24 protein-coding genes are annotated in these 24059 nt (G+C 69.6%); 12 read left to right on the top strand and 12 right to left on the bottom strand.

Going from position 1 to position 24059, the window contains the following annotated elements; genetic code table 11:
* The first annotated feature begins 3 nt into the window (after positions 1-3).
* The 6 genes from PSR1_RS03985 (at position 4) to PSR1_RS03960 (ending at position 8693) form a co-directional block, all read left to right on the top strand.
* Entirely contained in the window at positions 4-1488 is a 1485-nt protein-coding gene (locus PSR1_RS03985; RefSeq protein ID WP_059436343.1) for a hypothetical protein, read from the top strand.
* A gap of 3 nt (positions 1489-1491) precedes the next feature.
* On the top strand, positions 1492-1875 hold the full coding sequence (locus PSR1_RS03980) for a DUF2460 domain-containing protein (RefSeq protein ID WP_059436342.1): 384 nt from the start codon (positions 1492-1494) through the stop codon (positions 1873-1875).
* 102 nt (positions 1876-1977) lie between these two features.
* Complete coding sequence (locus PSR1_RS03975; RefSeq protein WP_059436341.1) at positions 1978-2844, top strand: DUF2163 domain-containing protein; 867 nt, start codon at positions 1978-1980, stop codon at positions 2842-2844.
* A 123-nt stretch (positions 2845-2967) separates the two neighbouring features.
* Entirely contained in the window at positions 2968-8076 is a 5109-nt protein-coding gene (locus PSR1_RS03970) for a phage tail protein (RefSeq protein WP_237757811.1), read from the top strand.
* A gap of 12 nt (positions 8077-8088) precedes the next feature.
* A complete protein-coding gene (locus PSR1_RS03965; RefSeq protein WP_059436339.1) occupies positions 8089-8334 on the top strand; it encodes a hypothetical protein in 246 nt (81 codons plus the stop codon).
* 20 nt (positions 8335-8354) lie between these two features.
* On the top strand, positions 8355-8693 hold the full coding sequence (locus PSR1_RS03960) for a hypothetical protein (protein ID WP_059436338.1): 339 nt from the start codon (positions 8355-8357) through the stop codon (positions 8691-8693).
* A 140-nt stretch (positions 8694-8833) separates the two neighbouring features.
* Here the strand turns inward: PSR1_RS03960 and PSR1_RS24040 are convergent, their stop codons facing one another.
* The 7 genes from PSR1_RS24040 to PSR1_RS03925 all read right to left on the bottom strand — a co-directional run bounded on the left by PSR1_RS24040 (position 8834) and on the right by PSR1_RS03925 (position 13245).
* Positions 8834-8995 (bottom strand): hypothetical protein, encoded by a 162-nt coding sequence (locus PSR1_RS24040; protein WP_160309000.1) that lies wholly within the window; start codon positions 8993-8995, stop codon positions 8834-8836.
* Positions 8996-9161: 166 nt separating this feature from the next.
* Positions 9162-9614: a hypothetical protein gene (locus PSR1_RS03950; protein ID WP_059436336.1), complete on the bottom strand. Its 453-nt coding sequence runs from the start codon at positions 9612-9614 to the stop codon at positions 9162-9164.
* Between the two features lie 293 nt (positions 9615-9907).
* Positions 9908-10090, bottom strand: a complete 183-nt coding sequence (locus tag PSR1_RS03945) for a hypothetical protein (RefSeq protein ID WP_059436335.1) — start codon at positions 10088-10090, stop codon at positions 9908-9910.
* Positions 10091-10092: 2 nt separating this feature from the next.
* Positions 10093-10551 carry a hypothetical protein gene (locus PSR1_RS03940; protein WP_059436334.1) on the bottom strand — a complete coding sequence of 153 codons (459 nt, stop codon included), beginning with the start codon at positions 10549-10551 and terminating at the stop codon, positions 10093-10095.
* Between the two features lie 499 nt (positions 10552-11050).
* Positions 11051-11488: a DUF4019 domain-containing protein gene (locus tag PSR1_RS03935; RefSeq protein WP_152643292.1), complete on the bottom strand. Its 438-nt coding sequence runs from the start codon at positions 11486-11488 to the stop codon at positions 11051-11053.
* Between the two features lie 14 nt (positions 11489-11502).
* Positions 11503-12135: a hypothetical protein gene (locus PSR1_RS03930; protein WP_152643291.1), complete on the bottom strand. Its 633-nt coding sequence runs from the start codon at positions 12133-12135 to the stop codon at positions 11503-11505.
* Between the two features lie 363 nt (positions 12136-12498).
* Positions 12499-13245 (bottom strand): SDR family NAD(P)-dependent oxidoreductase, encoded by a 747-nt coding sequence (locus tag PSR1_RS03925; protein WP_059436331.1) that lies wholly within the window; start codon positions 13243-13245, stop codon positions 12499-12501.
* A gap of 270 nt (positions 13246-13515) precedes the next feature.
* On the opposite strand from PSR1_RS03925, the gene PSR1_RS03920 reads away from it, so the two are divergent.
* Complete coding sequence (locus tag PSR1_RS03920) at positions 13516-14142, top strand: hypothetical protein (protein ID WP_059436330.1); 627 nt, start codon at positions 13516-13518, stop codon at positions 14140-14142.
* 561 nt (positions 14143-14703) lie between these two features.
* Positions 14704-17322, top strand: coding sequence for a PKD domain-containing protein (locus tag PSR1_RS03915; RefSeq protein WP_272946324.1), 2619 nt, complete (start codon positions 14704-14706; stop codon positions 17320-17322).
* A gap of 24 nt (positions 17323-17346) precedes the next feature.
* Here PSR1_RS03915 and PSR1_RS03910 read toward each other — a convergent pair whose 3' ends face one another.
* The 4 genes from PSR1_RS03910 to PSR1_RS03895 form a co-directional block, all read right to left on the bottom strand.
* Entirely contained in the window at positions 17347-18564 is a 1218-nt protein-coding gene (locus PSR1_RS03910) for a hypothetical protein (RefSeq protein ID WP_059436329.1), read from the bottom strand.
* A gap of 44 nt (positions 18565-18608) precedes the next feature.
* Complete coding sequence (locus tag PSR1_RS03905; protein ID WP_059436328.1) at positions 18609-19409, bottom strand: helix-turn-helix transcriptional regulator; 801 nt, start codon at positions 19407-19409, stop codon at positions 18609-18611.
* Between the two features lie 71 nt (positions 19410-19480).
* On the bottom strand, positions 19481-19888 hold the full coding sequence (locus tag PSR1_RS03900) for a low affinity iron permease family protein (RefSeq protein ID WP_059436327.1): 408 nt from the start codon (positions 19886-19888) through the stop codon (positions 19481-19483).
* Positions 19889-19966: 78 nt separating this feature from the next.
* A complete protein-coding gene (locus PSR1_RS03895) occupies positions 19967-20593 on the bottom strand; it encodes a DUF2845 domain-containing protein (RefSeq protein ID WP_059436326.1) in 627 nt (208 codons plus the stop codon).
* A gap of 142 nt (positions 20594-20735) precedes the next feature.
* Between PSR1_RS03895 and PSR1_RS03890 the strand changes: the two genes are divergently transcribed.
* Positions 20736-21140, top strand: a complete 405-nt coding sequence (locus tag PSR1_RS03890; protein WP_059436362.1) for a universal stress protein — start codon at positions 20736-20738, stop codon at positions 21138-21140.
* A gap of 15 nt (positions 21141-21155) precedes the next feature.
* Here the strand turns inward: PSR1_RS03890 and metF are convergent, their stop codons facing one another.
* Positions 21156-22058: a methylenetetrahydrofolate reductase [NAD(P)H] gene (gene metF / locus PSR1_RS03885; RefSeq protein WP_059436325.1), complete on the bottom strand. Its 903-nt coding sequence runs from the start codon at positions 22056-22058 to the stop codon at positions 21156-21158.
* Between the two features lie 93 nt (positions 22059-22151).
* Between metF and greB the strand changes: the two genes are divergently transcribed.
* From greB to PSR1_RS03870, 3 genes are all read left to right on the top strand, one after another.
* Positions 22152-22643, top strand: a complete 492-nt coding sequence (gene greB, locus PSR1_RS03880) for a transcription elongation factor GreB (protein WP_059436324.1) — start codon at positions 22152-22154, stop codon at positions 22641-22643.
* Positions 22640-23149 (top strand): hypothetical protein, encoded by a 510-nt coding sequence (locus PSR1_RS03875; protein ID WP_011421730.1) that lies wholly within the window; start codon positions 22640-22642, stop codon positions 23147-23149. Before greB ends, PSR1_RS03875 begins: the two co-directional genes overlap by 4 nt.
* 117 nt (positions 23150-23266) lie before the next feature.
* Positions 23267-24052 (top strand): endonuclease/exonuclease/phosphatase family protein, encoded by a 786-nt coding sequence (locus tag PSR1_RS03870; protein ID WP_059436323.1) that lies wholly within the window; start codon positions 23267-23269, stop codon positions 24050-24052.
* The last annotated feature ends 7 nt before the right edge of the window (positions 24053-24059 follow it).

Raw genomic sequence — 24059 nt, 5'->3', positions numbered from 1 at the left:
TTCATGGCCGAACCCCTAATTCTAAAGTTTCTGTTCGAGGGAACCGGCGCGCTTCGTGGCCTCGATAACGTCGGCAAGGCGACCAAGAACCTCGGTGAGTCTCTGAACAGAGCCAAGGAGGGCGCCTCGAAGTTCGGCGGTGTCATCCAAGTCCTCGGCAACACCTCATCCACCACAGGGAAGATGCTCGGAACGATGCTCGGCGGTCTCGCCGCCGGCGGTCCGATGGGCATTGCCCTGGCTGGCGTCCAGCTCCTGGTCAACCACTTCCAGGAGGCTGGTGCTGCGGCCAAGAGGGCCGCCGAGGAGACGAAGAAGTGGCAGGCCGACCTCGGGAAGCAGATCGAGGACAACCGCACCGCCATCCGTCTGCTCATGGCCGAGATGTCTGGCGGCGACTACGGCGTCGCCCGTGAGAAGGCCGCCGTGGCCCAGGAGAAGGCGGCAGCTGAGGTCGCCAAGGCCTCCGCCGCCAGACAGGCCATGGAGGACCAACGGAAGGTCGTCTTCGGAGTTAAAGGTCAGGTCTTTGGTTCCGACGACGATGTCGAGCAGTACAAGAGACTGAAGGATGCCGAGGCCAAGGCGATCGAGGATCTCGGCTTGGTCACGAAGAGGACCGAGATAGATGTCGGCAAGGCCCGTGAGGCGGCCGGCAAGGCAGCCACGAAGGCCGCCGAGGACGCCCTCAAGAAGGCCCAGGAGGCGGCGAAGGTAGCCGCCGAAGCCAAGGTGAAGGCTGACGCGATCGCGCTCGGCCAGGCGCCGGAGGGTGGCGACGCCGGCATGCGGCGTGACATCACCGGAGAGCTTCAGCTCGAGGGCGCCATCACCGCCAAGCAGATCGGTGACGACTATCGGAAAGAGGCCGAGAAGGGCAACGAGAGCCTCTACGGCAAGAGTCCCATCTTCGCGGGCGGCGACAACGAGGGCAGCGTCCTCGCCCAGTCCAACAAGAAGTTCAACGAGGGCAAGGCGAAGGACGCGTCCAAGGAGATGGACGCCTTCAACAAGCAGCTCGAGACCACCCAGATGGTCGGCGCCACGATCGCCGATACGCTCGGTTCCTTCGGCGATGCCATCGGTGGCTCAACCGGGAAGATGACGGCCACCCTCGGCAAGCTCATCCAGCAGGCCATGCAGCTCGCCATCGCCATGAGCGCCACGGCCGGACCGTTCGCCTGGTTGAACATCGCTGCATCGGCGGCGGCCATCATCAGCACGATCGCCTCAGTCCCTCAGATGAGAGCGGCCGGCGGACCTGTCATGGCTGGTCAGCCGTACATCGTCGGTGAGATCGGCCCTGAGCTGTTCGTCCCCTCGATGAGCGGGAAGATCGTGCCGAACAACCAGCTCGGCGGAAGGACGACGCAGAACACCTACGTCATCAACGCCATCGACACGAAGTCGTTCTACTCGGCCCTGAAGAGCAACGACGGCCAGCTGATCAGGGTCCTGAACGAGGCGTCCAAGGACGGGAGGTTCTAAGCGATGTCAAACAGCGTATTCCCAGAGCTTCCTGGTCTGGACGTAGAGGTCGAGCGAGAGACAATCTACCGGAGCAGCGTCTTCGAGACTGCCGGTGGCAAGGAACAACGGGCCGCCTACTGGTCCACTCCCAGGTACCGCTACCAGCTCCGCTGGAACGTCCTCCGTACAGACGTGATGGCCCCGGCCCCGTGGGCTGCGTACTCCGAGGTGGCCACGGTCCAGAAGTTCTTCGATGACCACCTCGGCAGCTGGGACTCGTTCCTCATGAACGACCCGTACTCTGGTTCTCAGGTTCGAGTCCGCTTCGTACAGGACTCCCTCAAACTCCACCGGATCGTCCCGGGCATCTGGGAGGCAGAGGCCACGGTCATCTCGGTGAAGTGACCCGATCACCCAGGATGACGTCGGAGAGGCCCAAAACCTCCGGCCACCTATACCTATGGGGTACACGCTCCGTCACATCGGAGTGAATCGGAGAGGCCCAGGATGAAGCCCACCAGCACCCAGCTCGACTCTACGCTCTACGGGACCGACAACCACCTCGTGGCGGAGCTGTTCACGTTCGAGTTCCGGGAGGGGACGCAGCGGTGGACCTCGGCAGACGTTGATGTCGTGTCTGGCTCGACCACCTGGTCATGCGCTGGCCCGGGAGTCTCGAAGGGCAAGTCCCGGACGAAGACCGGGCTCGAGGTCGACACGATCGGCCTCACGGTAGTCCCGGGCAGCGGCACTCTGGCTGGCACCCCGATGCTTCAGGCTGCGCTCCAGGGCTCGTTCGATGACGTCCGGGTCCTGGTGCAGCGGGCGTACTTCTCCGGGAGCTGGGGAAACCTGGCCGGCATGGTCACGGACTTCGACGGACGGATCGTCAACGTCGAACCCGGCTCCACGAGGATCGAGCTGACGGTGAAGTCCCTGATCGCCTCGATGTCGAGGGCGTTCCCGCCACGCATCGTCCAGGTCTCGTGTCCCTACGTCCTCGGCGACGGCTGGTGCCAGGTGAACATGACCCCGCACACCTTCAGTCGTGTGGCCTCCTCCGGTTCGACCACGACCGTCCTCCGGGTCGGTTCCTCCACGTTCACCACGAACGACCTGAAGATCGGGACCGTCTCCATCACGTCTGGGCCGATGAGCGGTAGCACCCGGACGATCGTCTCCAACTCCCAGGTCGCCACCGGGATCACGGCCGTAGAGATCACCCCTGCCCTGCCCCAAGTTCCACCCTCGGGCACCGGTCTGGTCCTCCGCCGTGGCTGCGACCACACGCTGCTCAAGTGCAGCGGCACGTTCTCAAACATCGCTCGGTTCGGAGGGTTCCCGTTCGCCCCGAGCTCAGACGCAGGAACCTAACAGATGGCCACAAGGATCGATCAGGACAGGCCGGCCGCCGGAAGCGAGGACCAACACCCGCCATACATCCCACCGAAGCCGGCCCTGCCCCCACAGACCAGGCTCGGCGAGCCGTTGGCGAAGGTGTACGGCAACGCCCGGGTCACCGCCCGGGCGATCCACTCCTCCGGGAGGACGGCTGCGTACCTGTCCGCCTCAGGCCAGGTCCCGACGCTCTACAGCGGCAACTACAAGGGACAGACGCTCGCTATGGTCTGGGCCATCTGCGAGGCTCCGGTCGCCGGCATCATCAACGCCTACCGTGATGGCGACCTCCTCCAGCTCTTCCACCTGGTCGGTGAGGGCGGCTGGTACGAGGTCATCTCGGGCAGCACCGCCCCGACGTGCAGCTTCGTCACCTACGGCTCCGGTCCCGGTCCGACCTTCGCCGGCACCGCCCAGTTCCGTTCCAACATGTTCGGCACGCCCGAGGGCAAGATCCCTCGAATCGAGTTCGGCGTCATCGGCACGCTCAGCCACCCGGCGGACGTGCTGGTGGACCTGGTCGTCTCCGGTTCCAGCATCCCAGCCTCGGCGGTCCAGACAGGTTCCTACCGGGCCTACTGCGATGCCATGGGGTTCACCCACGTGGACCGGGCCATCAACGAGTCCACGAGCGTCGACAAGCTCATCGACGAGCTGATGCGTGACACTGACAGCACGATCGTCTGGTCGAACGGTGGACTGAAGGTCATCCCCAACGGCACCTTCGCCACGGGCTCGTACACGCCGCCGACCAAGAGCCTCACCATCGACCAGAACGAGCTGATCGTCACGGAGGGTGAGGACCCGGTCACGGTGATCCGTATCCCAGAGGATGAGGTCTTCAACGAGTTCCCGATCAGCATCGAGAACAACGACGCCAACGGCTCGGCCGGCACCTACTCGCTGCCCGACGCTGGTCACCAGGCCACCTACGGTCAGCGTCGTGCCCCGACCACCACCAGCTCGTGGATCAAGAACCCGAAGCAGGTGATGACGCTCAGCGGCCTCATGGCCCAGCGCTCCATCACCCGTCGAAACAAGTACAGGTTCCGTGTCGGTCCACGCTGGGACGCTCTCGAGCCCGGAGACCTCGTCGGTCTGACGGAGCCGATGTTCGGTCTGTCCGATCAGACCGTCCGCATCAGGTCCATCGAGGAAGAGGACGACGGCATCCTCAGCATCGAGGCCATCGAGTGGCCGCACGTGGCCTCGGTGGACGTGACCCCGCAGACCCACGACGGCTACGACGATGGCCTGATCAGACTCTACGCTCCACTGGTCGTGGAGAACGTCTCGGTCACGGCGAGCGCTGCGTCCGCCTCGGCGGCCGTGGCACAGACCTCGGCCACCCTCGCCTACAACACGGCGAACAGCGCCTTCACCACGGCGAGCTGGGCGATGAACAGTGCCTCGATCGCTCAGGCCTCGGCCACCCTCGCTTTCCAGAGTGCATCGGCAGCACAGACATCGGCGAGCCGGGCCTTCACGTCAGCCTCGGCCGCCCAGTCTGCCGCCTCCGCCTCACAGGCTACAGCTTCCCTGGCATTCACGTCGGCCAGCAACGCCCAGCTCTCGGCCTCACGTGCGCAGACCACCGCATCGTGGGCGTTCACCTCAGCATCGGCCGCCCAGACAGCAGCCTCGGCTGCGCAGGCTACGGCCAGCCTTGCCTTCTCCTCAGCCTCGGCCGCCCAGGCCGCTGCTTCCGCATCCCAGGCCTCTGCCTCGCTGGCCATCCAGAACGCCTTCACCGCCCAGGCTTCGGCATCAGACGCATTCGCTCAGGCGGATGCTGCGTTCGCCTCCTCCTCGTGGACGAAGGATTACGTCCAGAGCCGGGGAATGAACCTGATCGCTAACGGGACGAGCCTGCTCGGCACCAACTACAACTTTTCTGGCTTCACGTTCACGGGCGCCCAGGCGAACGGTGGTGTGGGCAGCTTCTACACGGATACGCTCAGCACCGAGAAGCGCAACGACGAGGTACTACCGGTCGAACCGAGCAAGACCTACGAGCTTCGCTTCTCAGCCATGGTTGAGACCGCAGCTACGGCGAGCAGGGCGTTCGCTGGCGGCGTCTTCTTCGATATCGACAAACTCCAGTGCTACGCCTGGACGTGCGGCCACTTCCCTGCCTCTAACACGACCCTGGCTGCACCTCTTAAGCCAGGCGACACCACGGTCACGCTCACGGATGGTTCTGGTTGGACAAATGATGCGAGTCAGTACAACCGCGGGTTGATCATCTGGGGATACAAGAACAGCTTCGGCTACAAGTACCCAGACTTCACATACAGCCGCTACGCCTGGACGTTCGGCGCGGGCGCGCTCTACGGCACTACGGGCGTCAACGGCAACGTCATCACCCTGAGCTACCCGATCCCGGCGAGCATGGGTAACCCGGATACTCCTGATGGCGCGTGGCCGATCGGCACTCCCGTATCCCAGGGCCGTGCCGGCAACACCTCCGGATACAAGTACTTCGCGGCATCGAACGTGACCGTTCCGTCCGTGTGGACTGCATACCGTGGCACCGTCGGCGGAACCGACCTGAGCGGCAACAGCGTGAGCAACATGTTCCCGCCCGGTTCCGCCTACATGAAGCTCCTGTTCCTGCTCAACCGAGACACGGCTGGTGTCGCCAGCAGGACGTACCTGGCCAACATCTGGCTGAGCGAGCTCGCCGCATCGAACCTGGCTGACGGCACACTCTCAGCAACGAAGATCGTCAGCGCCTCGATCACTCAGGACCGTATCAGCGCCAACGCCATCGGCGCCCAGCAGATCATCGCCAACGCTGTGACCGCCGGTAAGATCAATGCGGACGCCATCACCTCACGTGAGATCGTGGCTGGCTCGATCTCTGGTTCGAGGATTGTCGCGGCCACGATCCAGGGAACGCACCTGTCTGCCTCGACGATCCAGGGCTCGCACATCAAGGCCCAGACGATCAGCGGATCTCACATCGCCTTCAGCACCCTGGTCGGCGACCACATCCAGGCGGGCACCATCTCTGGTTCTGAGATCGCAGCCAACACCATCACCGGCCAGAACATCGCCGCCAACACGATCACCGCGAACAATATCAGCGGCTCTACGATCACCGGTGATCGGATCAAAGCCAACACGATCAGCGGTTCGAACATCGCTTTCGGCACTCTGACTGGCGACAACATCAAGGCTGGGACCATCTCTGGTTCGGAGATCGCCGCCAACACGATCAGCGGAACGAACATCGCCGCCAACACCATCACCGGCCAGAACATCTCCGGTTCGACGATCCAGGGCACGCACATCCAGGCTCAGACGATCAGTGGCACCCATCTCGCTTTCGGCACCCTGACTGGCGAGCACATCCAGGCAGGCACTATCCAAGCGCAGCATCTCTTGATCGCTCCGAAATCACTCAATCTTGATCCATCATTTGAAACAGGTCTCACTGGTTGGGCAGGCTTCTTAAGACGGTTGCCAAGTTCAAACGCCGCAGTTCCGGTTGGTTGTCCGAAGCCGTATGCCTCTGAGTTCAGTGCTCGTGACAACATCTCTACGATGGTGTTCCCTGTCCAGCCGGGTGAGACGTATAAAGCGTCCGGATGGGTCAATCGTGCTGGTACGGGTGGAACGGCCAGACTGGGAATCGTGGGGTACGCTGTCGGTGCAGACGGCCAGGATGTTTCCGGGTGGGTCTGGCCGGGACAGAACGGTATAGGCGAGGCGGCGACCTATGCCGCCGGATGGCAGTATGTGACGGGTACGTACACCGTGCCGGCGAATATCGCTGGTTTGAGGTTCGGACCGTGGGCGGATCGCGTCGCGTACGTAGGTCAGTCCTGGTATACTGACTTCAACATTGAACGTGTCGCGGATGCGACGTTGATCGTTTCTGGCGCCATCAAGGCTCAGCACATCGCAGCCCAGACGATCCAGGGCACTCATCTTCAGGCCCAGACCATCTCCGGCACTCACGTGGCTGTCGGGACCCTGACTGGCGATCACATCAGGGCCGGTTCGATCAGCGGCACCGAGATCGCTGCCGGTACGATCACGGCGAGCCACCTGGCGGCGGACACGATCAAGACGAGCAACTACCAGGAGGCCTACGGCGTCATCTATCCCGCGGGCACGAACGGCTACTACGCCGTCTCAGGTTCGAAGATGTTCATCGGATCCACGACGCCGATGCGGATCGCCCCCGGCGGCGCCTACATCGGTAAGTGGCTGCTCGATGAGGTGGCGGTCCGGTCGGTCAACGCCATCGACTTCGATACGACCAAAGGCGCCTCGTTCTACCGTGGCGAGAGCCGTGGATCTCCCGTCCTCTACGATGCGACCAACGGTGACCGTCTCGCGATCTACCAGCGTGGCGGGCTCTGGGACGGAGGCGTCCTCCACAACCAGGCCACCTGGGACTTCGTGCTCTGGCCGCGGTCCAGCTCGGACGGCTTCGATGGCCTCCGCTACCTCGAGGTCACTGTCTACAACAGCGCGCCGAACAACATGGGCACCGTCTTCATCCCGATCCCGGACCGGAAGTACCAGACCGCCTCGTTCGTCTCCGTGGAGAACGCGACAAAGGTCACGTACACGTACCACAAGCACACGGACAGCAACCAATACGTCTACAGCGCGGCTCCCAACAACTGGAACGGCTACCTCCGGGTCAAGCTGCACAACGTCTACGGCTACTCGCCGACTCGTGACTTCCAGTCAACGAACACAGCGGGCGGCCTGATGACGGCCGGTGCCTACTCGCTCGGTGGTTCGACAGGCTCGGGTGGTGGCGGTGACTCATCATCGGACCCGATCGGTTGTCCGGTGCCCGAGACCCCGGTCCAGCTCTGGGACAAGACGTGGAAGCTCGCCGGTGATGTCCAGGTCGGTGACCTGCTCTGGTCGTTCTCGGAGGAGCGTGGCTGCTACGACTACTTCCCGGTCGTCTATGTCAGCCGCGGCGAGCTAGACCTCTATCGCCTAACCACCGAGGACGGGCGCTCGCTCCGAGTCTCGGTCGGCCACCAGTTCATGACGCCTTCAGGCTGGGCACTGGTCCAGGACATGAGGCCTGGGGACGAGATCCTCGGTCAACCAGGCGGTGTGGTCGCCAGCGTGGAACCGGATGGCCGGGGCGAGACGTGCCGCATCACCGTCCGTGATGCGCATACCTACCTGACCGATGGCCTGCTCAGCCACAACGCGACGAAGCTCTAAGGAGAGACGAAGATGGGAACGACTTACCGGGTCAGCTGGATGGCCCGCCAGGGTGAACAGATCCAGTTACAGGTCGATGTCGTCGACGACGTGACCTCCGAGGTGATCGTCCGGGACTGGGTATTCATCCCTGTCTCGGCCACGCAAGAAGAGGCGCAGGCGGCGGTGTCCGTCACGGCCGCCCGGGCCTACCAGCTCGACCAGGAACGTCGGCGGGCAGAGTCCCTGTTCATGGGCCTGTCGGGCAGCATCGTCTAAGCAACGGAGCGACACATGACATGGAGTACATCGCAGACATCAAGGAACACCTCACCCTGCTCGTCGGAGCCGGGCTGGGCATCTACTGGATCGTGAAGCGGGTCACCGAGGCGATCCGCGCCGCCAAGGGCTTCGTGAACCACGCCGTGGACGAGCGGATGCCGCAGATCATCAAGTCCACCCTCTCGAACGGTGGCGGCGAGATCATCCGGAAGATCGTCCGCGAGGAGAACACCACGGCGAACAGGGAGATCATCGAGAGCCTAGCCACCGAGGCCAACAAGGTCCGGGAGCACGGCCTGAGGATCAACGACCTAGAGGACCGGGTCGATGCCCTGGAGAAGGGCAGCTCGAAGTGACCGGAGGCCCGCCGAAGGGCCCGGACCGGCTGGCCATGGACATACCTGGCCGCGGTCTCCGGGCTCTCCGATCGTCACTGGGGTGATCGGAGAGGTTGGGTCGGCAAGTAGGCATCCGACCCGGTACTACGCTCAGCACATCACTTCTGGTGATTGCACACGTGTGGTCTCATGTTGACCTTCTGGAAGGGCTCGGTGATGCCGGCTTCCTTGCAGAGACCGCACCGCCACAACATGGGTACTCCCTGACGCCAGTTTTCTTGCAGCTTCTCCCAGGTATGTTTCACGGTGATGTTGTTCATCCTCTCTTCTGCGACGGTGAACCCGCAGTATGCGCACGTCATCCGGTCCAACATCATTGCGCTCTGGGTCTCGCCTTTCTCGTTCATAACCAGTATAGCGAATGGGGGCGCCCATCTACGGTCATGAAGTGGTACTTGAGTTTGTCCGAATCTTTCGTGGTCTCACTCATACGTTCCTCTGGCTCTGGTTCGTCCGCTTGCTCTGCTTCATGATCGCCGTCTTCTTCGTGGCCCTCGCCTTCTCGACCACGAACATCTCGAAGCGGAAGCGCTGCTTGTTCGGATCGCTCTCTAGCGGCTCCTTGCCGGTGAATACGATCCTGACCCGGGTGACACCCTCGGTCAGATCGCTCAGGTTCTGGCGGACGAGCTGCTGCAGCATGTACGGGCACCTGATCCCGTAGACGCGCTCGCCATCCTTGACCCGGATGATGTCCTGGGGTTTGTCGAAGTTTCCGGGCACGTTCGGTTCGTAACGATCCAGGATCCCCTCGATCGTCTGGCCGGCGTCCTCCCAGTGCACCCAGTCCGTCACCGTCGAAAGCCGGCTGAGCCGCTCCTTGACGTCCTTCGTCGAGAGGGCCGTCCGTACCTCTTCCTTCGTCTCCATCGCATCCATTCACTGATCCTCCTGATCAGGTCGCGGTTCGCTTGATCGCGCCGGGACGGGACGGGATCTCTCACGTGGATGATCGGGCGTCAACGTCTAACCACGCGGAATTACTTTATTTTATCTATCGTAATCTATTCTGGGAGGAGTGGCCGCCATCCCAGGTGACCGGACCACCGCTCGAAGTGACCAGAGGCCCTCCGAGGCCCACCGCTGCCCGGGCCATGGTTCCCCATGGCTGAGAAAAGAGAAGGGCGCCGAACTCATCGGCGCCCCTCGAGCACTGGCCTGTGGTTGGTGGCCTAGGTGTCCAGGATGACCTTCTGCTTCCGGCCTCCCTCGTCCACCCAGACGATGATGTCGGCCGGGTAGATGAAGCTGTCCTCACCGTCCTTCACCACGTAGACGGTCCGGTCGAGGAGCCTGGGGTTCGCCTGGGCGATGGCCATGAGCTGGTCGATGAGGGTCCTGAGGGTCAGCGGCATGACTAGAACCCCAGGCGGCCGATGGCCACGAGGATGGCCGACGCCGAGAGCATGAACTTGATGGCCTCGGAGACCGCCTTCACCGCCACGTTCTGGTCGGCGTTGAGGAGCTGCCCCCGGACCTTGCCCAGCCGCTTCGCCTTCGCCTCGGCCTCGGAGAGCTCGGTGATGCCCGGCGTCTTCACGCAGAAGCCCGCCAGGTCGATGCGGCTGCCCCGCTTGGCGATGTACATGCGGATGCTGGGGGACTTGCCGACGATCTTGTAGAAGCCCGAGTTCTCTTCGACCGTGAGGCCGGCGTCCTTGGCCAGGCTGACCAGGCCGTTCACGTCCAGCCCCTTCTTCGGCTCGGGCTTCTTCTCCTCGACCTTCTTCGTCTCGACCGGCTTCGGCTCGACGGGCTTGGAGGCGTTCTTGATCGAGGGCTTCTTCGAGGTCGTCTTCGTGGTCTTGGTCGTCATGTGCTCTCCAGTTCCCCACTTGACTGTGGGTCAAGACGCACCATAAGTGGAGTCTCTGAGGATGTACACAGACGGGGCTAGTCGGGGATTACCGTTCGGCTTTCTTCGCGGTATTCGATGGCGAGCCCGGAGGCTTCAGGTCTGGCCTGGCTCCGCCGTGTATCACCTGTGTATCACTGAAAGCCTTAATGGTACCTCATAACATGACATTTCGTTGGCACAGCCGGCCGTATCTGGCCCTTTCAAGGCTGTAACCGGGGTTCGAATCCCCGTGGGGTCACTGCTTCGCTGAAGGTCGCCGCCGGTCCCTGGGCCTCTCCGCGCGCTTCGCACGCGAAGACGATGGGCTTCGCCCATCTCCTGAACGCCCAGGGACCACGGCACGGTTCAAGGCTGTAACCGGGGTTCGAATCCCCGTGGGGTCACAGGATTTTTTGCGGAACGCCCGGCCCGACCCTGGACCGGGCGTTCGTGCTTGGTGCCGGGCTCGATGCCCGCGCTAGCCGGGCCGCACGAAGTACCCGGCGACTCGCCACCTGCCGCCGTCCATCATCATCGTGACCTGCTCGACGGCCTCGGGCACGGCATCGAACCGGCTCTTCCAGAGCAGGACGACGGTGGGCGCGGCGTTGCCGTCCACGTAGGTGGCCGAGTCGAAGGTGCGGCCGCGGAGGGCGCCCACGGCGGCGCGTGCCGACCTCGCCATCTCCACCCATTGGTCCCGGCCGACCTGCTGCCGGAACAGCGTCGAAGCCTCCGCCCAGCTCTCGGCATACCTCTCGCCGTCCACGAGGGCGAGCCACGCCGTGCCCGCAGCCGACGCGCCCTGCTTCGCGCCGGCCACGTCCACGCCTTGTCCCGGACCGGCCGCCGTTCGCTCGGGAACGGCCGCGAAGGTCACGAGCGCGAGGACCGCTCCGATACCGATGGTTCGCATCACGGGCACCTCCTCTAGAGCCGTCCCCACGCCATGGCGTACTCGCCCAGCACGGCCACGCCCGCTCGTTCCGAGCGTGCCCACAGCATGAGCGCCACGTCTCGGTGCGTGCGCACCCAGAGGAAGACGGGCGTCTCGGAGAAGACGGGGTCCGCGATGTCCCCGAACTCGACCGTCGTCGCGCTCGGCTTCAGGTTCAGGGTCCCGTGCCGCGTCGCCTTGACGCGCGTGCGAGCACTGGCCTGAAAGCCTACGAACAGCTCGTCGACGTCACCAGCGGTCGGGTCGAACCTCATGATCACGACCGTCGTCCGGTCGCCGGAAGGCGAGACCACGACGGACGTCGCCCCGTCGCGCATGCCCGCGCGCTGCGGCATCGGCTCGACCGACGCGACGACGTGGGTGAGCAGCTTCGCGCGCGCCAGCTCCCCGGCCGTACTGGATGAGTCCGGCAGTCCCGCCCTCGGTGCCCGGCATCCGAGGACGGCGACGAGGCAGACCGCGGCGACGCGGCCGCACCGGGGTCGAGAACGCACGTCACGCAGAGTACTATGACTCGGCGGCGCCGTCCTCTGGCGAGGGCCGGGCGGCCCGGCCACCGGCACGCGCGTCGTGCTCATGGGCCAAGCCTCGAAGCCGGTGTTCAAGAGGAAGGCCTTCCCTCCACGCCTCCCCTCCACGTCAGGCCGCCACGGAGGCGATCCGGGCGTTCGCGCCGGAGCGCAGCGCAGCAAGCCCTCGGCACGTCCCCAGGATCCTGGACCTGCACCGCCGTGGACAGCCGCTGCGAGGGGACCGTCGCAGCCGGCGCCGGCACCGCACCAGCGGCTGGCCCGTCCGGTGCGTCGGCTTCCACGGTCCCGCGGCCCCGGTTCCGGCCATCCATCCACGTCCCGGGCCTTGCGGAGCGAGCACCGCCGCGAATGCCCGGAGCGCCGACCCCGCGGCCCCCTCCAGGACAGGGCCCGCTGCACACCGAAACGGGAGGACAGGGCCCGCTGGATGACGTTTCAGTCGACGATGGCGCCGCAGCTCAGGTCGACCACGGCGCCGGCCATGGCGCCGGCCGCGGGCGACGCGAGGTAGACGGCGGTGTCGGCCACCTCGGAGAGGCGCGGCAACCGACCGAGCAGCGTGTCCTTCACGAGGAACGCGAGCGCCGACTCGGAGAGGCCGGGCCGGGTCTCGGGCGTGAAGTTGGGACGCAGGCCGACCACGCGGACGCCGTGGCGCCCGACCTCGCCGGCGAGGCTGCGGGTGAGCGCCTCGACGCCGGCGCAGGCGAGGTTGAACCCGCCCATCTGGTGGCGCGTCTCCTTCGCCGCCGACGACGAGAGCAGGATGATGACGCCGGAGCCCTGCCGCGTCATGCGGCGCGCCGCGGCGGTCGCGGTGATGAAGTGCGTGCGCGCCGCCTCGACGACGGGCGCGAGGAAGTCCTGCAGCCGGATGTCCACCAGCGCGACGTTCTGCAGCGCGCGGAACGAGGTCGCGTTGAACGACACGTCCAGGCTCCCGGCCCGGGCGACCACCTCGTCCGCGTGTGCCTCGACCGCATCCCGGTCCTGCGCGTCCACCGGGGCGACCTGCGCCCGGCCGCCCGCGGACCGGATGTCGTCGGCCACCGCCTCGAGCGTGGCGGGCGTGCGCCCGGCCAGGAACACGCTGGCGCCCGCGCGCGCGAACGCGCGCGACACCGCCCCGCCGATCGCCCCCGCCGCGCCGTAGACCACCGCGTTCTTTCCGTCGAGGAGCACGCACCACCTCCCGCGGGCCCGTCCCGCCCCGGCGCGTGCTCTCGTAGCCGCGGCGCCCCCGCCTGTCGACGGATCGATCGCGAGGCGCCCCTTCACGGAGCATGCCCACCCCGTGGATCCGGAACGCGGGAGCCTGCGGCACGCGACCCCGCACGTCTCGTGAAGTTCGCCGTGCGCAGGCGCTGCGGCAGGGTTATCCGGTCGCTCCGTTCCGGCGCTCGCCGGCCCTCGCACGAAGCGGGAGACCTGGACGACCCGGAGGGAGAGACGATGCACCCGCTCACGCCTGCACGGGCTCGACTGATCGCGTTCGCAGCTGCGGCGCTCGCATGCTCCCTCCCTGCGCTCGCCGAGACCGGTCGCGCCGCGCCAGCCGCGGCCGCGCACGCGCCGACGGCGGAGCGGGATGGCTCGCACGACTTCGACTTCGAGATCGGGACGTGGAAGACCCGCCTCAAGCGCCTGAAGGCCCCGCTCACCGGGTCGAGCACGTGGCTCGAGTACGAGGGCACCACCGTCGTCCGGAAGGTGTGGGGCGGCCGCGCCAACCTGGTCGAGCTGGACGCCACCGGGCCGGCCGGCCGGCTCGAGCTCCTCAGCCTGCGGCTGTACAACCCCGCGTCGCGCCAGTGGAGCCTGAACGTCGCGAGCGTCCGCGGCGGGACGCTCGGGCCGCCGACGGTGGGCGAGTTCAAGGACGGGCGCGGCGAGTTCTACTCGATGGAGACGATGGACGGCCGGGCCGTCCTGGTCCGGTTCGTGGTGTCGGACGTCACCGCCGACTCGTGCCGGTTCGAGCAGGCCTTCTCCGTGGACGGCGGCAAGACCTGGGAGGTGAACTGGGTCGCCGTGGACACGCGCGTGAAGGACGGCGCGGGTCCGCGCACGGCGCACTAGTCGACGACCGCTCCGCAACTGCGGCATCCGGCCGAGCACCACCTCGTCCGCCACGGGCTGCAGCGTGGCCAGGGGCGCCTCGTTCCGGCGGTGCCGGCCGGACGAAGCCGGTCCCGTACCGGCGGGACCGTACCGCGCCTCCATCGACCTCCTCGGGACGGGCACCACAGCTCTCGCCGGCCTCACCCGGGGTCGACAAGACCGGGTCCTTCCACCTCCAGGCCTCCTGATCGCACCGGTCTGCGGCGCCCCGGTGAGGCCCACCCGCCCCGTACCCACGGTGCGCAGAGACGGACGTTGGGTCCGCGAAACGTCAGTCGACACGGCACATTACGACACATTTACCCACGCCGTCGCTTGATGGGCCACACCGACGCCATGCAAGGGTGTCCCGCGAACATGGGACGCGATATCGCGGAGGTGAACATGCGACACGGATGGTGTGGGCTCGCGGCGGTTCTGCTGATCGCCACTGGATGTGGCGGACCGACCGACACGGTGGACACGCTCGGTGACGGCCTACCGGCCGCACCGGCAGCGGCGACAGCCGCCTCTCTGACGGTGCAGCCCGGCTTCCCGGTCGCGACCGAGACCAACGGCACCGGCAGTGCCACCACCCCGAGCTACGCCGTCGCCGCCACCGACGTCGTCCTCGCCTTCGTCGCCTCCGACGCGCCCGCCGGCAACGCCGGCTTCTCCATCTCCAACCGCACCGTCTCCGGCGGCACCCTCGCCTGGACCCGCGTCGGCTCCATCGCCAACTCGCGCAACGGCGCCGTCGCCGTGTTCCGCGGCACCCCCTCCGCCGCGCTCTCCGGCGTCACCACCACCGTCACCGAGACCGGCGGCAACCAGGCCTACATCTCCGTCGTCGCCATCGCCGGCGCCAGCCAGACCCTCGGCGCCGTGACCGCCGGCTCCGGTTCCGGCTCGGCCGCCTCGCTGACAGTCAACGCCACCGCCGCGGGATCCTGGATCCTCGCCGTCGGCGAGGACTGGAACAACACCACCCGCCGCACCCTCTCCGCCACCACCACCCCCACCCTCCTCGACGAGCGCTCCGACCCCGCCCTCAACGACTACTGGGTCGAGCGCGCCGCCACCACTGCGGCCGGTTCGTTCCGCATCGGCACCTCCGCCCCCTCCACCGCCGACTGGAACATGATCGCCGTCGAGGTCGTGCCCGCCGCCGCCACCCCCACGTCGCCGCCGCCGCCTGCGCCCGCGGCCGCGCAGCCGTCCATCAGCCCGGCCGCCGGCACGTACGCCAGCAGCGTCACGGCCACGATCACCTGCCCGACCGCCGGCACCCTCCCCTACCGCACCACCGACGGGAGCACGCCGACGACCTCCTCGACCCAGAGCGCCACCGCGACGTTCAGCGCCTCCGGCACGCTCAGCGCGATCTGCGCCGGCACCGGGTACTCGCCCAGCCCCGTCTCGTCCGCCGCCTACACGGTCACGACCAGCACCGGCGGGACCGGCGGCACCGCGACCGGCTCGCCCATGACCACCGCGCACCGGACCTCGGGCGTGGCGCCGCTGGCCGTCTTCTTCGACGCCGTGAACACCAGCCCCTCCGGCACCGCCGCCCCGTTCACCTGGAACAGCGGCGTGTACCAGCCCTCCGACCTCGAGGGCACCCAGTACACCTGGAGCTTCGGCGATCCCGGCTCCGGGACCTGGAGCGCGACCGGCGAGCCGAAGAACGTGGCCAGCGGCTACACCGCCGCGCACGTCTACGAGACGCCCGGGACGTACACCGTCTCCCTCACGCAGACGGACACCGCCGGGACCGCGCGCACGTACGTCCAGACCATCACCGTGACGGCGTTCTCCGGGACCACATACTACGTCGCCGCGAACGGCAACGACGCCGCCGCGGGCACCTCGGAGGCGACGCCGCTCCGCACCGTGGGCCGCGCCATGTCGGTCGCGCTCGCGACCTCCGGGCCGGTGCGGGTGCTGTTCCGCCGCGGCGACACCTTCCCCGTCTCCGCCGCCTACGCCATCACCAAGCCTGGCCCCGGCATCATCGGCGCGTACGGCACCGGGAACCGGCCGATCTTCACGGTGGCGGAGCTCGGGGACGTGAACGTGTTCAGCCCGCGGGGCACCGGCGCCGACTGGCGCATCATGGATCTCGACATGCGCGGGCCGAGCCTCTCGACCGGAACCGGACCGGTCGGCCCCGACGTCTCGCACCAGGGCGTGAACCTGCTCGTGCTGCGCCTGCGCGCGTCCAACTGGTACGTGGGGATCGGCTGGGGTGACTGGACCCCGATCTACGCGACGCCGCACGACGGCATGTTCGTCGTGGACAGCGAGTCGCCCGGAAACGGCGGCTACGGCATGTACGTGGGCGGCCGGAGGATCGCCCTGCTCGGCAACACCGTGAGCGACCCCGTCCAGACCCACGTCTGCCGCGTGTGGCAGGCGCACAAGGGCGTCATCTCGAACAACGCCCTGCTGCGGCCGGGCGGGCAGCGCCACGCCCTGAAGCTGCACGGGCCCGAGATCAACGACGGCCGCCCGGAGACGCGCTGGGTCTCCATCACCGACAACTTCTTCCAGGCGAGCGGCACCTCGCAGTGGACCGTCTCGATGGGCTCGCAGAGCTCGGCGCTCTCCGAGAGCGACCCGGTCTCGCACGTGGTGCTCGAGCGGAACCGCTTCGCCGGCTCGGCGTCGCTGGTCGCGGACATCGAGAGCGAGGCGAGCCACGCCATGGTGCGGAACAACGTGTTCGACGACACGGCCGCCTCGTCGGCGGTGGCGGTGCTCTGGACGCAGCGGAACACCGGCGTCCCGGCGCCCGACGACGTACGCATCTACAACAACACCGTGTACGACGGCACCGCCGGCTCGGGCGGCTCGGGGCTGCTGCAGACGGACTCGAGCGTCACGAACCTGCGCGTCCGCAACAACCTGTACGGCGCGGCCACGCTCTCCACCGTGTCGCTGATCCAGGGCGCGGGCGGCGCGGGCTGGGCGGCCGACCACAACCTCGCGACCTCGTCGCCGGGGTTCACGAACGCCGCCGCGGGCGACTTCTCGCTGGCCACCGGCTCGCCCGCCGTGGACGCGGGCGCGGCCCTCCGCGACGCCGGGCTCGACTACCAGCTCTCGGCCCGCCCGCGCGGCGCCGGGTACGACCTCGGCGCGTACGAGTCACGGTAGCGGTGGCCCGGCCGCCGGCGGGGGTCACCGCCCCGCCGGCGCCGCCGCCCCGGCCAGCGCGCCGGGCCCCAGGAACGCCTCGACGGTGCGCGCGAGCCGCTCGCCGGTGAGGTCGCCGCGCCGCACCGCGTCCACCAGGAACGCGGGGACCACCACCGGGCCGCCCGCGGCCGCCTCGGCGCGCCGGAGCTCGACGTAGAGCGCGGCGGCGAGCACGTGCATGCCGTCGTCGTGCGTGCGCCAGTAGCCGGCCTGGTCGGCCCGCCCGACGCCGAGCTGGTCCGCGATGACGGCCTCCATGGCCTCCACCACGTCCTCCTCGACGTAGCCCTCGACGGTGTTGTAGCCGAACGACCGGTCGTGGTGCTCCACGCGCGCGCGGACGAGCGGATCGGCGCCGAGCGCCGCCACCGCCCGCGCGAGCTCGGGGCGGGAGGCGTCGTACGGCGGGTGCATCATCTCGTGGATGGCGTTGCGCACCATCACGTCGGAGGCGAAGGTCACGTCGGCGAGGAAGCGGGTCCCCACGATGCGGATCCCGTGCGGCCGCGCGAACGCGAGCACGTGGACGGTGATGCGGCGCGAGGGCAGCGGCTTCCCGAGCCGCGCCTCCACGGCGGGGACGACGTCGTGGGCCCGGAGGAACGGGGCCAGCTCGGCGATGCGCCGCTCGATCCGGGGTCGCGCCTGCCGCTCCCAGAAGTCCTCGAACCCGGCGCGGCCGAGCGCCTGGAGCGCGCGGACGAGGTGCGGCCGGGCGCGCGCGTAGGCGGCCCACCCCTCCTCGCTCCAGTACGGCGTGCGCGCGAGGGCGGCCCGCGCCCGCACCGGATCGCGCGCCACCCGGAGCAGCCACGCGATGGACCCGCGCGCGCGCGCCGGCGCCGCGCCCAGCCCGCCCGCCTCGGCGGCCGAGAACACGAGGCCGAGGCGCGCCGAGACGATGCCCGCGGTCTCGTCCTTCAGGATCCGCTTCACGGCGCGGAACGCGTCGCGCTCGGCGGCGGTGAACCTCGCGTCGAAGCGGCGGTACGTCTCCTCGAAGTACCGCACGTAGAACGGGTCGCCGCCCAGCACGCCGACGAGGCAGAGCGCGTCGTAGGCGGGCGCGGCGGAGACCTCCCACTCGGTGGCGCGGGGCGACGGCGCAGCCTGGGCGGGAAGCGCGCGCGCCACGGCGGGCGCGGCGGCGGCGAGCGCGAGGGCGAAGACGAGCAGGACGGGGGGCCGGCGTGGGTTCATGCCCGCCGGATAGCAGGCCGGAGGCGGCCCGGGCTTGTACCGGATTAACCTGGGCGCGCGGGAGGCCGCGCACGCCCCATCCGCGCGGCGCGGTACTGGCTGGGCGTCAGCCCGGTCGCCTCCCGGAAGCGGCGCGCCAGGTGCGGGTGATCCGCGAACCCGCACGCGGCGGCGGCCTCGGTGACCGTCCGCCCGGGCTCGGCGAGCAGGTCGAAGGCGCGGCGGAGCCGGACGCCGGCCAGGAACTCGCCCACCGTGCACCCCAGCACGCGCCGGAAGGTCCGCGCCACGTGCACGGGGTGGACGCCCGCCGCGCGCGCCACGTCGGCGAGGCCGATCGGCTCGTCGGACCGGTCGTGCAGGAGCTCCACGGCGCGCCGGAGCCAGCCGGGCCGCCCCGCCTCCTCCGCGGCCGGCGCGAGCGCCGCGAGCTGCAGCGCCGCGTCCTCGGCCGCCGGACCTGCCCCGGACAGCGCCCGGAACAGCCCCAGCGCGGCCGCGTACGGCACCCCGCCCCGCGCCATCCGGGCGGCGGCACCGGGCGCGGGCCGCACCCCGGCCTCCTCGAGCAGGCCGGGCGGCAGCTCCAGGTTGAGCAGGTGTCCGCCGGAGGGCGAGAACCGGTCCTCGTGCGCCTCGCCCGGCGGGTGCCAGATCACGGTCCCGAGCGCGCACTCCCGCTCGCCGGCCGCGGTCCGCTCCCGGTACGTGCCGGAGAGCAGGCAGGACACGTAGGCGCGCTCGTGGCGGTGGGCGGGGAGCGCCTCGCCGCCCGCGAACAGCGCCTCGCTCACCTCGAAGCGGCCCGCGCGCCGCCGGCGGACGATGTCGCCCAGGTACGCCACCCCGGATCCATACGGCGCGAGGCCGCCGGGCGCACGCGCACCGAAGGGCCGCGTCGCGCTCGGCGTCGCGCTCAGCGGGGGGATCCCGCGGCGCCGCCGGCCTGCTTGGCCTGCTCGCGCGCGGTGGCCCGGGCCCGCACCTTCCGGAACTCGGCCTCGAGCTCGGTCAGCTCCTGCTCCGTGGCGTGCTCCAGGTCGGCGAAGATGTTCCGGGCCCGCCGCTGCGCGCGGATCAGCTCGTCGATCTTCAGGTGCAGGGCGCGGGTCTCGCGGTTCTGCGTCGCCTGGATGAGGAACACCATGAGGAACGTCACCACCGTCGTGCCGGTGTTCACCACCAGCTGCCAGCTGTCGCTGAAGCCGAACAGCGGCCCGGTGGCGGCCCAGACGACCACCGCCCCGAGCGCCACCAGGAACGCCCGGTGCGTCCCGACCACGTCGGAGATGAAGAAGGCCAGGCGCTGGAACGCGTCCTTCACGCCCGCAATGTGAGCACCGGACGGGCGAGCGGCTCCCGGCGCCGCGCGCGGCGGCCGCCCGCGAGGCCGTCCGGCGGCCTAGGGTGCGGTCCCGTAGCCGCCCCGCTCCACCGCGACCACCTTGCCGGCCTCCAGCCGGGCGATCAGCGTGAAGCGCTGCGGCCCGAAGTCGAACGTCCACAGCTCCACCGGCACGCGCGCCTCGCCCGGCGCGCCGCCCGGGACGCCGGGCGGCAGCGCGCGCGGCTCGATGGCCACGTCCTTCGCGATCGGCTCCCCGCAGCGGACCAGCAGGTCGAGCTTGCTCTCGCCGATCCGCACCGCCGACGGATCGCAGCTCGCGCGCCCGGGCGACCGCACCGCGGCCACGCGCTCGGGCGCGTACCCGTACCCCCCGCGCTCGATCGCCACCACCTTGCCGCCCTCCACCGTGACGAGGTCCATGAAGCGCTGCGGGCCGTGGTTGTAGGTCCACTGCTCGACGAGGACGATCGAGTCCTGGGACGCCCGACCGGCGATCACGAGCACGCTGCGCTGGATCTCGTGCGCGTCGCGCAGCGCCGGCTCGCCGCACCTCGCGAGCAGGTCCAGCCTCGACGCGCCGAGCTCGACGGTGCCGCCGTCGCAGCGCAGGGACGACTCGCCGGCGCGGGCGGCCGGCGCGAGCAGCGCGAGCAGCAGGATCACGAGCGACCGGGCGTGCATGCAGGGCCTCCGGGAGAACCGAGGGGCACACGGTACCACGGCGGGTGAACGCCGGGGGGTGCGCGGCAGGCGTGCGCGGGCCCGGCCGCTGCCCTGCTGCGCGCCGCGCCCGCGCGACCGCATCCTTCCGCCGGAGGCCGGCATGACCGAGATCCCCTGGAAGACCGTGTGCTGCCCGGTGGACCTGTCCGACGCCTCGCGCGCCGCGCTGCGCGTCGCGAGCGACGTGTGCCGGCGCCTCGACGCGTCGCTCATGCTGCTGCACGTCCAGGAGGGCGAGCCGGCCGCGGAGCGGCTCGCCGAGTGGCGGGCCGCGGCCGAGGCGGCCGGGGTCAAGCGGGTCTCCGCCGAGGAGACCGGCGGCGACCCGGAGACCGCCATCGCGGACTGGGCCGACGCCCACGGCGTGGACCTGGTGGTGATGGGCACGCACGGCCGCACCGGGCGGAGCCACGCGCTGGTGGGCTCGGTGGCGGAGAGCACGGTGCGGCGGGCGCGCTGCCCGGTGATGGTGGTCCACGACCAGTGGACCGGCACGCTGCACTGAGGACGCGGGGCCGGCTCAGCCGCGCCAGGGCTCGCTGGCGCGGAGCGCCGCCACGATGGCGCGGGTCGAGGGCGAGCGGTTCAGCGTGTAGAAGTGGATCCCGGGCGCGCCCCGGCGGAGCAGGTCGGCGCACTGCAGCGTCGCGTAGGCCACGCCCAGCTCGCGGGCGGCGTCGGCGTCGGCGCGCCGGACCTCCATCGCCGCGCGGAGCGGCGGCGGGATGGCGGCGCCGCACATCGCGGTGAAGCGCTCCACCTGCTCGACGTTGGTGAACGGCATGATCCCGGGCACCACCGGCACCTCGACCCCCGCGGCGCGCGCGCGCTCGACGAAGCGGAAGTAGTGCGCGTTCTCGAAGAACAGCTGCGTCACCAGGAAGTCGGTGCCGGCCTCCACCTTGAGCTTCAGGTTCCGGAGGTCCTGCGCCAGGTCGCGGGTCTCGACGTGGCCCTCCGGGTACGCGGCGGCGCCCACGCAGAAGCGCCAGCGCTCCGGCCGCGACCGGATGAACGCGACCAGCTCGCTCGCGTGCGTGAAGCCGTCCGGGTGCGGGACGAACGCGCTCTGCCCCCGCGGCGGATCGCCGCGCAGCGCGAGCACGTTCTGGATCCCGGCGTCCGCCACCTCGTCCAGCACCGCCGCGATCTCGTCGCGCGACGCGCCCACGCACGTGACGTGGGCCATCGCCTCGACCTCGGCGTCGCGCTTCAGCCGCTTCACCAGGTCGATGGTCTTCGCGCGGGTGGACCCGCCGGCGCCGTAGGTCACCGACACGTAGGCGGGGCCGAGCGGGCGCAGCGCCTCGACGGTCTCGAACAGGCCGCGCACCCCGTCGTCGGTCTTGGGCGGGAAGAACTCGAAGGAGAAGATGGGCTCGCCCCGCTCTCGGGCGAAGCGCAGGAGGTCGGTGATCCGCACAGGCTCGCGAGAGTAGCCCGGCCCGGCGGCGCGGCGCCAGCTTCCTGCGGTTGACAGCGGCGCCGCTCCGCGGGGATCGTTCGTCGCACCGCCATGTCCAGGACGCCCCGCTACATCACCCCCGAAGGCTTCCGGCGCCTCGCCGCCGAGCACGCCCGCATCTGGACCGAGCAGCGGCCGCGCATCGTGGCCGAGGTCGAGGCCGCCGCCGCGCTGGGCGACCGCAGCGAGAACGCCGAGTACATCTACGGCAAGAAGAAGCTGCGCGAGCTGGACCGCCGGCTGCGCTTCCTCTCGGAGAAGATGGACTCGCTGTCCGTCGTCGAGCCGCGGGCCCACCCGGACGGCCGGGCCTTCTTCGGCGCCTGGGTGACCGTGGAGCACGAGGACGGGCAGGAGCGGCGGTACCGGCTGGTCGGGCCGGACGAGTTCGACGTCTCCGCGGGGCTCATCAGCGTGGACGCGCCGCTCGGCCGGGCGCTGCTCGGGAAGCGCGAGGGCGACATGGTGGTGGTGCACCGGCCCGCCGGCATGGTGGAATTGACCGTGGTGGAGGTCTCCTGGTCGGCCCCGGAGGACGGATGACGATCGAGACGGATCGGGCGGCGCAGCGCGCGCGCGTCGAGCGCTTCGCCCGCGAGCACCCCGGCAGCGTGATGTACGACGGCGCCACCCTGCTCGACGTCTACTCGGGCAAGGCGCTGCACCTCGACTGGATGCGCGTGGCGCGCCTGGAGGAGCGCTCGGACGCCGAGACCGGGCGGCCGTACCTGGCGCTCGGGCGCGACGACGGCAGCGAGGTCGCGATGGCGGAGCAGGGCGTGGTCTTCCCGCCGTGCACCACCGGGACCGGGCCGCTGGAGGGCCTCCCGCGGGCGGTCTGCTTCCGGGACCTGGCGCAGGCCGAGGGCCGGCTCACCCACTTCCTGCTCGACCACCCGGACGAGCGCCCGAGCGCGACGCACGTCTCGCTGTTCCTGTTCTGCCTGGCGGTGGTGGACGGCGCGCGCGCGGCGGGGTTCGACGTGTCGCGCGAGGAGCGGCGCCTCGAGGCCGTGCTGAACGAGCTCGAGGCGCGCAAGCGCGGCTGAGCGCCCCGCCGTCCGCGGGTGCGCCGCCGTCGCGCCCTCCCCATCTTGCGCCCGTGGCGCGCGGCCGGCGTGCCCGGGCGCCGGGCCGGCCGCCGCGCGGAGGGAGGGCGGGCCGGGGTGCGCTTCCGCGTGGTGACCTGGAACGTGCACGGCCTGCGCGGCGTGGACCGGCGCGCCGATCCCGAGCGCATCGCCCGCGTGCTCGAGGAGATCGGCGCGGACGTGGCCGGGCTGCAGGAGGTGGGCGCGAGGCTCCCCGGCGCGGACGCGCACGCGGCCGAGGCGCTCGCGCGGCTCACCGGCCTGCACGGCGCGTTCGGCCCGACGCTCCAGCACGCGCGCGGCTTCGCGTACGGCAACGCCATCCTCTCCCGCCATCCCATCGACGCGACGCGCACCTACGACCTCACGGTGCCGGGCCGCGAGCCCCGCGGCTGCCTACGCGCGGACCTGGACCTCGGCCCGATGCGCGTCCACGTGTTCGCCGCCCACCTCGGCCTGCACTGGCGCGAGCGGCGCCGCCAGGCCGCCGCCCTGCTGTCGGCGGACATCCTGCGCGACGCGGCGCTCGCCCACCCGCTCGTGCTGGTGGGGGACTTCAACTCGCCCTCGGACCGCTCGGCCGTGCCGCGCTGGCTGCGCCGCACGCTCACCGACTGCGCGGTCGCGGCCGGCCGGCCCGCCGCCACGTTCCCCTCCGCCTGGCCGCTCCTCCGCCTCGACCGCGCCTACGTGGACGCCGCGCTGCGCGTCCTGGCGTGCGAGGTGGTCCGGACGCCCCTCGCCCGGCGCGCCTCGGACCACCTGCCGCTCGTCGTGGACCTGGAGCTCACCGAGGCGGCGCGCCGGCCGCCCGCCCCGCGGCCGGTCGAGGCGCCCGGCGTCCGGACGCGCACCGGGTGATCCCGCC

It is taken from the genome of Anaeromyxobacter sp. PSR-1, assembly GCF_000964525.1.
Classification (GTDB): domain Bacteria; phylum Myxococcota; class Myxococcia; order Myxococcales; family Anaeromyxobacteraceae; genus Anaeromyxobacter.
Note: the sequence above shows the minus strand (reverse complement) of the source record. Positions and strands in the feature narration are given on the sequence as shown.